Origin of the sequence: Yeosuana marina, assembly GCF_011762485.1 — a bacterium.
In the GTDB taxonomy this organism is placed as follows: Bacteria; Bacteroidota; Bacteroidia; order Flavobacteriales; family Flavobacteriaceae; genus Yeosuana; species Yeosuana marina.
Genome location: NZ_JAAKGI010000025.1, coordinates 117,462 through 129,942 on the forward strand (window position 1 = coordinate 117,462; position 12,481 = coordinate 129,942).

The following is a 12,481-nucleotide window of genomic DNA, read 5'->3' on the forward strand; positions in this document are numbered from 1 at the left end:
ACTAATGAATATATTGTTTTTGAAATCTGATAATATCATTTCAAAAAATCAACTGTTTGATTTACAATAAATAAATATTTATTTTTAACAAAGATTAAACCATCAATAAATGAAGCGGCCAATCATTGTCTTTCTTTTCTTTTGTATCAGTTTGGGGTCATTTTCGCAAGAAAACAAAAAACTTGATAGTCTTTTAAATGTCTTCAATAATCAACCTGATGGTATTGAAAAAGTTAAAACAAGTCAAAAACTTTATAATACCTACAAACATAAAAACCCAGATGAAGCTTTTAGGTATGCTAATTATGGATTAACACTTTCCAAAAAAATTAATTACAAAAACGGTGAAGGTCTTGGGTATCTTAACTTGGCTTACTATTATAGATTTTTGCCAAACATAGATTCGACTAAATATTATTTTAAAAAATCTGTAAAAACATTAAAAAACACCAAAAATCAAGAAAGTCTTTGGAGAACATTAAATGAATATGCCATTTTTGAAACGCTTCAAGGGAATTTTAATAAGGCCATAGAACTTGCCAACCAAGGTCTTGAAGTAGCCACAAAGATGAAACATGGTCCACATATGGTTGATAACATTCAACGAAAATCTACTACTTACATGGATATGGGCAAATTAGATCTTGCGATGAAGGAAGCCTTAAACGCCTTGCATGTTTTAGACACCATAAAACCTGAAAATAAATTAGGAAAAGCCATTGCAACCGGTGATATTGGCAGAATTGAAATGCTAAGAGGCAATTATAAAGAAGCTTTGAAGCCTTTTAATAATGCTTTAAATACATTAATAGAATTAAAAAATGACCATTGGACGGCCGTTTTGTATATAGAATTGGGCAATTTGTATTGGTATATAGAAGATTATGACGAGGCACTAAAAAATTACCAACTTAGTTATGAACTTGGCGAAAAAATGAATCGAGATGATTTTTTAGCCTCCAATTTGGCCAATATGGCTGATATTTACTCAAAAAAAGGAGACAACAAAAAAGCATTGGAATATCTTTTAAAAGCACAAGCTATTACCGAAAAAATTGGCTCCATCAATAATTCAATAATTAACTACAACATGCTGGGTGACATCTATTATAGAACCCTCGATTATAACAAAGCCATTTATAACCATACCAAAGCCATTAAGTTAGCAGATTCCGTAAAAGCCTTAGATGTTATTAGAGATTGCTATTCTGGTCGTTCTAAAGCCTATGAAAAAACAGGAAACTATTTAGCTGCCTTACAGGACCAACGACAATATCAAACTTATAATGACAGTATTTTCAATGAAGCCAAAGCCAAACAAATTGACGAATTAAAAACACAATACGAAACCGAAAAAAAAGAGCAACAGATATTGCTACAAGAAAAAGAACTTGATTTATTAAAACAGAAATCTAAAAATGAGAATTTAATTCGAGTTTTATTAATTATTGGCTTATTGTTTTCTTTGGCCGCCTTTTATGCCATCAGACAAAAATTAAAACGCAATAAACTGGAAAAGGAAAAAGTGGATGCCGAATTAGCTTTTAAAAAGAAGGAACTCACAACACATGCTCTGCATTTGGCTAAAAAAAATGAGGTCTTGGAAGGTTTAAAACAAAAAGCCGAAGAACTTAAAACTTTAGAAAACAATCAAAATGGCTATCAGCAACTTATAAGAACCATCAATTTTGATTTGCAGGACGATAACAACTGGGAAAACTTCAGCAAATATTTTCAAGAAGTCCATAAAGATTTCAACAGCAATGTAAAGGAAAAATTCCCAGAAGTAACCCCAAATGAATTACGCTTGATGTCTCTTTTAAAAATGAACTTATCTTCAAAAGAGATTGCTAACATCCTTAATATTTCACCAGATGGCATTAAAAAAGCGCGATATCGACTTCGAAAAAAACTAAATATCAACACAGACAATTCTTTACAAGATTTCGTGTTAAGCCTTTGATTACAAGATCTAAAAAAGCTGTCTACCATTTGTCATCAACATATTTATAAGGTGTCCACCCGTTGTCCACCCCGTTTTTTTTTATTCAACAGTTTCATGTTTTAGGTTTGTTTTGTCATTAAGTTGACAACAACCGTTTTGTGGTCTTGTTCGGTTTAGGGCTGCAGACCGTTTTCCGGACAGGTCACACAAAACAGGATTATCAACCACAAAACATAACAATAATGAAAGCAGTAAAAAAATTAGTTAAAAACCTCTGTTGGGTACTTTTGGCCATCGTAACCTGTAATTGCAACAATGAAAGTGTAACAGATCCCATTAAACCTGTTGGTTCTAACGAGCAAATTTCTGATAATAGCATCACACCTCAAGGGGTCGTTACAAATACCGAAAACGGATACACAGTTGATGGCAGCTTAACCATTGCCACGGCTTCTTCGGGCGATGTGGTTTTTAACAACGCCAATCTTGATGTTCAATTTTATGACAACGGCACATTAATGTCTGTTACTGGTACTTCAGAAATACCGGCACCATCCAATTATTTTGAATTTGAAAACCCTGTAATGGCAGATGTTGGCTTCTTTTCAGGAAAATTTTTAAATGAAAATAGAGATTTTGAAATACAATTAGTTGACGATAGTTGGTATTTTGTGTTTGCTGTTTCGGTAAATCTAGAATTAAAACTTGGTGCCAATAATGATCCGGCCGCGCAAAAACCACTGACCATTAAAGCGCCCGTTGGCGGCCACATAACATTTATTGCTGATTATACAGACCCCATGTTTTTCTACTCATTAGGTGGAGATGCACTTGGCGGAGGCAGTAGTAATAATAATGGTGGCAGTGGAAATGGCAGCAACGGAAACTCTAGCAGTTCCAAGTTAGCCAGTGTAAGTTTTGGAGCTTCTTATGGGTCAAATTTTAAATACATATCCTCCAATCCCGTAAACGGAAAAACCGTTTCATTTCAAGCTAATCAGGTAACTGGTGGCACGGTTTCTTTTTTCAAAGTGTTAGAAGCTACGGGCATGTATTATCAAAATAGAGGATTTGACGTCAATGCAAACTTTGATGAACCCATGGAATCTAATTTTGGATATAACTATCGTGCTGGAATCAACGGAAAATTAGATTTTTCATTTGACATCGCTTCCTTCATTTCATTCGGTTTCCCAATAGGTTCTGGTAGTGCAGCTATTGTTGCAGAAGCCAGTACCAATAATGGTATTGTTGCTAAAGCCCTAATTAATGGTTTGGTCGAACCAGATCTTTCTTGGTGGCCAAGTATTATTCCGGTGGCACCTAGTGGTAATATGAACGCCTATGGATTTGTTGAACAAACGGGCAATTTTGATATTGGTCTATCTGGTGTTTTCAATTTAGAAACTCCTACGGGTAGTCAATCTATTGGTGGTGCTATGCGTGTTACACCGGAAGCTTTTACAATGGAAGGCCAAGTGACTGTTAATGACGACATATGGGAAGCTAATGCCACCTTTACCAAAGATGAGACAAAGGTTATAGCCACGCCTCCAGTGAATTTTACTGCTGGCATTTCAGAAACGGTTTCATCCCAAATTGATGCAGCCATTGAGACTACCGAAAAAGCAAAAGCAGATTTACTGACCGCCAATGATAAGTATGAGTTTGAATTAAGTTTAAGAGGCTTGAGAGCGGCGCTTCCTGATATTATTGATAGAGCTAATATTGAAATCACAAATGCTGTAAATTCTGCAGTTGCCGCTGCAGAAAGTCAGGCAAGCTCTATTGCCAGCAGCAACGGAGCTGCCATATGTAGCACAAATATTTCTTCGATTGTCAATGGAGCTGTCCAGCCTTACAGATACGCTTTAAATAGGTTAAAAAATGCCGTAAACGATACCAATGATAATGAGCAAACAAGAGCAGAACTGGAAAGTGCTCTAAGATATCTTGCAACCTTATATAAAATAAACAAAACTGTAACGGTTACCATTTCCTATGGAAATAAAGCTGTTAATAATCCAAGTCCAATACCAGATATAAACAAATGTAGTGTTTGGTCAAGCAGCACAACACGAAATAGAACTATATCGGCCACCATATTAACGGCAACACAAGTATCCCAATTATTGGAAGCAGCAGATAATGTTAAATATATTGCTGAGGCAGAAGGCATTAAATTTGATGCTCAGGTCATCCTTGATAAGTTGCCAACCATTGAAGAACTAAATAATTTAAAAGATGGTGTTGACGCTTGTATTTCAGAACTTACAGATGGTCTTCAGGCTTCAGGTTTTAGATACAATAACAATACAAAAGAATTTAGTCCTTTTATTGTTGTTAATGGTGAAGAAAAAACAGTTAAAGCGTACAATATCTTTAGTGGAGACGAATTAGTTGAACGCGCACGTGTTAATACGACTAGTTGCAATCCAGAAGGTGCTTTACAAAAATTAATTAATGATGCTAAGAAAAGACATTAAGTTTTAAAAATATTTGGGTTAGTATGAAAAAAGGAAGCTAAATAGCTTGCTTTTTTCATAACGTTAAGATTGTAAACTCACTTTTTAAAGGATCTAAGTGCTTGATTAATTCAGAAATCAATTCCTCTCCATATTCTAAATAAAACTCAGAAAAATTAGTATTACGTTCTTGCAAACTTTGATTTGGAAACAATTCATTTTGAATGTCTATCATTCTAGAAACTTGATCAGACAGTTTTCTTTTTTGTGCCTTTGATAGTCTTTTTTCAAGATTATCTAACCCTTTTAATTGTTTTACTTCCTGAGCTTTTACTGCACCTAAAAACGATTTATCCGTTTGCTCTGCGAGTTTATATAAATCTTCAAACTGTTGCTTTAAATACTTTTTTTGACTTGAAAAATCAATATCAATATTTGAAATCTCTCTTACTTTTTTATTAACAAAGCTATCTCGCTTTAAAAAGATATCTTCATTTGATATATGTAGTTTTTGAAGTTTCTGTTGCTGTTTTTTTGATTGAATCAAAACAGAATTGCGTAACAACAAGGCAGGAAAAGGAATATCGACCTTATTAAAAAAATCTTTAAGTTGAAACAAATAGGCTAATTCACCGCCACCACCGATATAACAAAGGTTTGGCAAGATAACTTCTTGGTATAACGGACGCATAATCACGTTAGGACTAAACCGTTCCGGATTAGTGTCTACCTCTTTTAAAATAGTTTCTTTTGTCCATGTTATATCAGTATCGACCACACCATAAATACCTTCTTCAAAAACAATCCGCTCTCTTAGATTTTCTTTTAAATAAAAAAGATTTATTTCTCTCGGATTTACTTGTATTTTATAGTTCTCTGCTAATTCATTTATTTTGTTGCTTGTCTCAGAAACCGATTTAAATGAGGTTTCATTTTGCAATTCGTCTTTTATAAAAGGAACAAATTCTTTTTTTAATTCGGCCGTATTTGCATCAATAATTACCAAACCATATGCTTTAAAAATGGCATTAGTTAAAAACCTCGTCGCATCAGCAAGATTGTTATGTTTTAAGTAGGCTTCAGAAAATAAATCTCTCAACGCATTAGCATTTTCACCTACCCCTAAATCTTTTGAAAAGAGTTCAAAAACCTCATCTAAACCATCTGTTGACAAATCACCAACAGCTCCATTTGATGCTCTATTCCACTGTACTTTTTTTCCTTTAAAATTAAAATAATTGATTTCATCAAAATCATGATCTTCGGTCGCCATCCAATAAACAGGTACAAAATTATACTCTGGATAGGCTTGTTTTAATTCTTTAGTAAGATTGATAGTTGAAATAATTTTATATAAAAAATAGAGAGGCCCTGTAAAAATATTTAATTGATGCCCAGTAGTTATTGTAAAAGTGTTATCTTTTTTTAAATTTTCAATATGGTCAAGCGTAAGTTGCGATGCATCAATATGTTGATATTGCTTTTTTAAAGCAGTTACTAAAACATTTCTAGAATCTATTGAGAAAGATTTCTGTTTTTCTTCAATTTGCCCTTTAAAGTTTTCGAGTTTTGGATATCTATTGTAAAACGGATGCAGTGATGATTTTTCATCTAAATAATCACAAATAAGTGATGAAAAATAACCAGTTTTTTTAAATGATATATTTTCAGTTGGCATATTAATTAAGTCCGATTTTAAAAAAAGTAAATATACGGCTATTCCATTTTTAATTTCTAAAAAATACGTTAAAGAGTTCTCATATCATATATTTAAGTAAATTAGCTTTTAACTTTTTAACCCATCTTATGAGACTATTTTCTAGCATACTAAATTTTGTGTTTATAATTTTTATTTCAGTTCAAATGTCATCGCAAAATTTAGAATCGCCTTCTGAATTTTTAGGTTATGAACTTGGAACACAATTTTCGAGACATCATCAAGTTGTTGATTATTTTAAATACGTTTCAGATGAAATGAGTACTAATGTTAAGTTAGTACAATACGGAGAGACGAATGAAAGAAGACCCTTGTATGTTACTTATATTTCTTCGGAAGACAACATAAAAAATCTTGAACAAATTAGAAACAACAATCTTAAAAATGCCGGAGTTATTGAAGGAGATTCAACCCCAAGCAATATCGCTATTGTTTGGTTAAGCTATAATGTACATGGCAATGAAGCTTCTAGTAGTGAAGCGTCTATGAAGACCCTATATGCCTTACTCACAAAAAAGAAAGACTTACTTAAAAACACTATTGTTATTATTGATCCCTGCTTAAATCCAGACGGGCGTGACAGATATGTAAATTGGTTTAATAGAACTGCAAGTACTCCATTTAACAGTGACCAACAAGCCTCGGAACACAATGAACCTTGGCCAGGCGGCAGACCAAATCATTATTTGTTTGATTTAAATAGAGATTGGGTTTGGGGGACACAAAAAGAAACTCAAGCACGATTAAAAATATATAATAAATGGCTACCCCAAGTACATGTAGATTTTCATGAACAAGGCATCAATGAACATTATTATTTTGCACCAGCAGCGGAGCCTTTTCATGAAATAATCACCGACTGGCAGCGAGATTTTCAAACGCAAATTGGCAAAAATAATGCCTCGTATTTTGATAAAGCTGGCTGGCTATTTTTTACTAAAGAATATTTTGATTTACTCTACCCAAGCTATGGCGACACCTACCCAACGTATATGGGAGCCATTGGAATGACCTTTGAGCAAGCCGGTCATGGAAGAGCAGGTTTAGGAGTTTTGAATGATGAAAATGAATTGTTGACTCTTACAGACAGAATAGAACATCATTATACAACAGGTATATCAACCATTGAAGTCAGTTCTCAAAATACAGAAAAACTAAATAGTGAGTTTAAAAAATTCTTTGATAATACCTCTCGTTTAAAGTACAAAAGTTTTGTACTTCAAGGTAATTCAGATAACATTGAGGCTCTAAAATCATTACTTGATAAGCATGACATCCATTATGGCTATAACACTAGTAACGGAAAAATTACAGGATACGAGTATTTTAAAGCATCAAATGGCTCACTAAATTCAACACCTAATGATTTAGTTGTGAGCACGAATCAACCCAAAGGCAATATGGTTAACGTTCTATTTGAACCTCATACAAAATTAGTCGATTCTTTAACCTATGATATCACCGCTTGGAGCTTACCCTACGCTTATGGATTAGATGCTATAGGGAGTGAAAAATTAATTCCTTCTAACTCAAAACCATCACCTATAATCACTAATTCTATTAATCCGAATAGCGTTGCTTATATGTTAAATTGGAATAGCCTAAAAGACGCAGAGTTTTTGTCATATTTATTACAACAACAGGTAAATATTAGGTTTACAGAAAAACCAATAACAGAATCTGGTTTGCAATTTAACAGAGGGTCGTTAATCATTACCAGAAGTGATAATAAAACGCTTCAAGATTTTGATAAGATTGTTATTAAAGCTGCTACCACATTCCATAGACAATTACATCCTATCACGTCTGGATTCTCAACAAGTGGACCAGATTTAGGGTCAGACAATATTAAAATAATCCATAATCCTAAAGTAGCCATCCTTACTGGACCAAACGTTGCATCTTTAAATTACGGATCTCTCTGGCATTTTTTTGAAGCCGAACTGCATTTCCCACTTACATCATTACCTTCAATTAATTTTAGTAATATTTATTTAAACAAATACCATACACTCCTTATTCCAGAAGGTAATTACAAAGATATATTCGATAAAAAAAATCTTGAAAAGTTACAAACCTGGGTTAAATCTGGTGGTAAAGTGATTGCCTTTGGTAGTGCTTTAAAAATATTTAGTAATAAAGAAGAGTTTGATTTGAAGACGACAGATTATAAAAAAGAAGAAAAGAAAGATAGTATTAATTTGATTCCGTATGCCGATAGAACTCGTGAAGGAATAAAGTCAAAAGTCTTAGGTGCTATTTATAAAATTAAAGTCGATAACACACATCCTTTGGCTTTTGGTTATCCCAGCAATTACTTTACATTAAAAAATGACAACTATGCCTTCAACCTTTTAGGAAAGAACAATTTTAATATTGCTTATTTTGGTGAGGACACCAAGCCTATCTCTGGCTTTGCTGGTAGCGACACTTATAACGCTTTAAAAAACACCTTAGTCTTTGGTGAAGAACGATTAGGTCAAGGAAACATTATTTATTTTGTAGATGATATTATGTTTAGAGGTTTTTGGGAAAATGGAAAACTGTTTTTAGCCAACGCTATTTTCTTAGACAACTAAAAACAGCTTTTAATTGATTTTATAAGACTTATTTTAACTAAAAAAACTTGTCTTTGTTACTCTATTTTAGTAACTTAACGTGTTTATTTATAACAATTTAAACATGCTAATTATGAAAAAGAAAAGATCTTATAGAAACACCCCATTTATCCAAATAGCTCTGTTATTGTTCCTTTTTTCAGGATTTGCTTTTAATATACAAGCCAGCAATTTTTATCAGGAACAAGTCGATCAAACGATTCAAACACCTAGTGAATTCAAAGGGCTTATACTTGACGGTAAAACTGAAAAACCCTTAGCCTATGTGGACATTAATGTTCTAGGAACAAATATTGGTACCATAACCAATAATGAAGGTGAATTTCTATTGAAAGTCCCTAGCGACTATTTAGATAAAAAAGTTGTTATATCTCTATTGGGTTATGAAAAAAAAGAAATTCCGTTGTCTGAATTTAAAAATGAAGACTTTACAATTTTATTAAATGAATCTGTAACAGAATTAGATTTTATAAGTGTTTACGGTTCAAAAGATGCAGCTGCTTTAGTTCGAGCAACCTTAAATAGAAAAAATAATAATTACTACAATGAGAATACGGTTATGACCGCCTTTTATAGAGAAACTATAAAAAAACGTAATCGAAACGCCTCATTATCTGAAGCTATTGTTCAAATTAACAAACAACCGTATTCAAATTCAAAACATGATGATGTCACCTTGTTAAAATCAAGAAAAAACACAAACTATTCAAGGTTGGACACGATTGCTTTAAAGCTTCAAGGCGGTCCGTTTAGCACCTTATATACAGACATGGTTAAATACCCAGAATATATTTTTAATACCGATAATTTGTCTGATTATGTATTTAGTTTTGATCCATCTACACAAATAAATAACAGACCTGTATATGTTGTAAAGTTTAAGCAAAGTATAGATAATAGAGAGCCTCTATATTACGGAAAGCTTTATATTGACTCAGAAACTTTAGCTTTAACAAGTGCTGTTTATAATTTAAATGTTGAAAACAAATCCTTAGCTAGTGAGATGTTTGTTAGAAAAAAACCAAGAAGAGTTAGAGTCTATCCTACCGAAGCATCTTATAGAGTAGATTACAGAACCCGAAATGGCAAATGGCATTACGGATATGGAAATATTCAATTAACATTTAAAGTCAACTGGAAAAATAAATTATTTAATAATGTTTATACCTTAAATAGCGAAATGGCTGTTACAAACTGGAAAATAAGTGATGAAGTTAGCACCCAAGGCGAAAAATTAAAACCTAACGTTATTTTAACCGACAAAGCCTCCGGATTTGCCGACCCAGAATTTTGGGGTGAATATAATATTATTGAACCAGAAAAATCTATTGAAGCAGCTATCAAAAAAATCAATAGAAAATTAGAGCGTGCGGAAATTTAATAGGTCTCTAAAAATCTATTAAATCATTCAATTATAAAAATAAAAATCTTTTTGTATTCACTTTAATACGACAAAGCTCTATTAAAGTGAATGGTTAAGAGTTCTGCTAGGATTATACTATGAACAAAATATCAAGACGAAACTTCAATAAAAAACTAAGCACAGGTTTATTAGGAACAACACTAATTAGTACTATGCCTTTGTCCTTTGGAATGACAAACAACGAAAAAAAGAGCCTAGGTATTGCTTTAGTAGGTTTAGGAAGTTACAGTACATATCAATTAGCACCTGCATTACAAGACACTTCTTTTTGTCATTTATCCGCAATAGTTACAGGCTCCAAGGACAAAGAACAAATTTGGAAAGACAAATACAACCTTGCTGAAAACTGTATCTATAATTATGAAAATTTTGACACTATTATCAGTAATGATGCTGTTGACATTGTTTATGTTGTTTTACCAAACAGTATGCATGCCGATTTTAGTATCAGAGCAGCCAAAGCAGGTAAACATATTATTTGCGAAAAGCCAATGGCAATCAATGTTTCGGAATGTGATGCCATTATTGATGCTTGTAAAAAAGAGGGAGTAAAACTAAGTGTTGGGTATAGAATGCAATCAGATCCTTATACTAATGAAGTTAAAAAGTATGTGAGAGAAAAGACATTTGGTAGCGTTCGTCATGTATCGTCAACAGCTGCTTATATTTCTCGCAGAAATCCCCAACAATGGCGATTAAATCGTGCTCTTTCTGGTGGCGGAGCTTTAATGAATATGGGCGTTTATGCCATTCAAACAAGTATTTATGGTACTGGTTATAATCCAATATCTATATCAGCTCAAGAATTTAGTACAAGACCAGAATATTTTAAAGATACCGATGAAACCATTACAGCCCAAATGGAATTTCCCTCTGGTGCTGTAGCAGATATGTTTACGTCTCATAATACCAGTGGAAACAGAATGCGCGTATCGTGCGACAAAGGATGGTTTGATTTAGAACCAGCTCATAGCTATGGACCTATTAGTGGCAGAACCTCAAATGGAAATACAATCTATTTTCCTCATAAAAGTCAGCAAGCCTTACAAATGGATGATTTTGCAAAACATATACTTTTAGGGACAGCAAACGTAGCTCCAGGAGAAATGGGTAAACGAGATATGATTATTGTTGAAGCTATTTATAAATCTATTGCTGAAAACGGCAAAAAGCAGCTGCTAGATTTAGGATCCATGGGTATTGTTACTAAATAATCTGTTTCTTAAAAAACTTTTCAATTAAGGATTACCACAACTGATGCACTTTAGGTTTGATAAATTCAGTATAAATAGATGTAATGGTTTTCATGTCGTCTTTCGATAACTCTAAAACATTTTCCACTTGAAGATTTGATTGTATTTGCTCAACCTTTGATGCTCCTGGTATCACACAACTTACGTCTTCAAACATTAAAATCCATTTTAATGCCAACAAGGTCAAGTTCTTATGAGGGAATGCTTCTTTTAAAGCATTAACAGCTTGTAATCCGGTATTATAATCAATACCTGAAAAGGTTTCCCCTTTATCAAATTGCTCACCATTTCTGTTAAAAAAACGATGGTCATCCTTTGAAAATATAGACTCTTCTGAAAATTTCCCAGTAAGTAATCCACTAGCCAAAGGCACACGAGCAATTATACCCACATTGTTTTGTTTAGCCAACTTAAAAAACAGTTCATTAGGTCGTTGCCTAAACATATTATAAATAATTTGAATGGTGCTTACATTTTCAAACTCAATGGCTTTTATAGCTTCTTCAACTTTCTCAACGCTCACACCTAGATTTAAAATTTTTCCTTCTTTTTTTAAATCCTCAAACAATCCAAAAATTTCTGGTCTGTAAAACACTTCTGTTGGTGGACAATGTAACTGAATTAAGTCCAAGCATTCCAACTGCATATTGGTCAAACTAGCTTCGACAAACTGTCTTAAAGCTTTTGGCGTGTACGCTTCGTTGGTGTGCGGGTTTAAACGTCTGCCACATTTTGTGGCTACATAAATACGTTCACTTCGGTTTTTAAGTAATCTACCAACGGCTTTTTCGCTATCTCCATCACTATACACATCTGCCGTATCAATAAAATTCACTCCATTGTCAACAGCCGTATTTAAAATAGTGTCGGCAGTTTTATGATTAAAAATCTCTCCCCATTTGCCACCAACTTGCCATGTTCCTAAACTTACCTCTGATATTTTAAATCCTGTTTTTCCTAATAGTCTATATTGCATAATCATTGAGATTTTAAATTATAGCTAAGGTAACTAACTTTTAACTTTTCAAAAAAAATATCCATTTTAAAAAATTGATTTTGA

7 protein-coding genes are annotated in these 12,481 nt (G+C 33.1%); 5 read left to right on the forward strand and 2 right to left on the reverse strand.

Translation table 11 applies throughout. The features are described from left to right. The first annotated feature begins 109 nt into the window (after positions 1–109). Together G5V56_RS12850 and G5V56_RS12855 are read left to right on the forward strand one after the other, a co-directional pair. Positions 110–1,963 (forward strand): tetratricopeptide repeat protein, encoded by a 1,854-nt coding sequence (locus tag G5V56_RS12850; protein WP_166965634.1) that lies wholly within the window; start codon positions 110–112, stop codon positions 1,961–1,963. Positions 1,964–2,187: 224 nt separating this feature from the next. After that, a complete protein-coding gene (locus G5V56_RS12855; protein ID WP_166965636.1) occupies positions 2,188–4,431 on the forward strand; it encodes a hypothetical protein in 2,244 nt (747 codons plus the stop codon). A 55-nt stretch (positions 4,432–4,486) separates the two neighbouring features. Here G5V56_RS12855 and bshC read toward each other — a convergent pair whose 3' ends face one another. Next, positions 4,487–6,088, reverse strand: a complete 1,602-nt coding sequence (gene bshC / locus G5V56_RS12860) for a bacillithiol biosynthesis cysteine-adding enzyme BshC (protein WP_166965638.1) — start codon at positions 6,086–6,088, stop codon at positions 4,487–4,489. A gap of 185 nt (positions 6,089–6,273) precedes the next feature. Here bshC and G5V56_RS12865 point away from each other — a divergent pair, with 185 nt between their 5' ends. The 3 genes from G5V56_RS12865 to G5V56_RS12875 all read left to right on the forward strand — a co-directional run bounded on the left by G5V56_RS12865 (position 6,274) and on the right by G5V56_RS12875 (position 11,382). Further along, positions 6,274–8,706 carry a M14 metallopeptidase family protein gene (locus tag G5V56_RS12865; RefSeq protein WP_240911312.1) on the forward strand — a complete coding sequence of 811 codons (2,433 nt, stop codon included), beginning with the start codon at positions 6,274–6,276 and terminating at the stop codon, positions 8,704–8,706. Between the two features lie 112 nt (positions 8,707–8,818). Further along, entirely contained in the window at positions 8,819–10,126 is a 1,308-nt protein-coding gene (locus G5V56_RS12870; protein ID WP_166965642.1) for a carboxypeptidase-like regulatory domain-containing protein, read from the forward strand. A gap of 119 nt (positions 10,127–10,245) precedes the next feature. Continuing rightward, complete coding sequence (locus G5V56_RS12875) at positions 10,246–11,382, forward strand: Gfo/Idh/MocA family protein (RefSeq protein ID WP_166965644.1); 1,137 nt, start codon at positions 10,246–10,248, stop codon at positions 11,380–11,382. Between the two features lie 31 nt (positions 11,383–11,413). On the opposite strand, the gene G5V56_RS12880 is transcribed toward G5V56_RS12875, so the two are convergent. After that, on the reverse strand, positions 11,414–12,397 hold the full coding sequence (locus G5V56_RS12880) for an aldo/keto reductase (protein WP_166965646.1): 984 nt from the start codon (positions 12,395–12,397) through the stop codon (positions 11,414–11,416). Positions 12,398–12,481: the final 84 nt, after the last annotated feature.

What these genes read in the sequence shown, in the direction of transcription:
- G5V56_RS12850 (WP_166965634.1), top strand. Translation starts at nt 110, where the DNA reads ATGAAGCGGCCAATCATTGTCTTTCTTTTCTTTTGTATCAGTTTGGGG.
- G5V56_RS12855 (WP_166965636.1), top strand. Translation starts at nt 2,188, where the DNA reads ATGAAAGCAGTAAAAAAATTAGTTAAAAACCTCTGTTGGGTACTTTTG.
- bshC (WP_166965638.1), bottom strand. Translation starts at nt 6,088, where the DNA reads ATGCCAACTGAAAATATATCATTTAAAAAAACTGGTTATTTTTCATCA.
- G5V56_RS12865 (WP_240911312.1), top strand. Translation starts at nt 6,274, where the DNA reads ATGTCATCGCAAAATTTAGAATCGCCTTCTGAATTTTTAGGTTATGAA.
- G5V56_RS12870 (WP_166965642.1), top strand. Translation starts at nt 8,819, where the DNA reads ATGAAAAAGAAAAGATCTTATAGAAACACCCCATTTATCCAAATAGCT.
- G5V56_RS12875 (WP_166965644.1), top strand. Translation starts at nt 10,246, where the DNA reads ATGAACAAAATATCAAGACGAAACTTCAATAAAAAACTAAGCACAGGT.
- G5V56_RS12880 (WP_166965646.1), bottom strand. Translation starts at nt 12,397, where the DNA reads ATGCAATATAGACTATTAGGAAAAACAGGATTTAAAATATCAGAGGTA.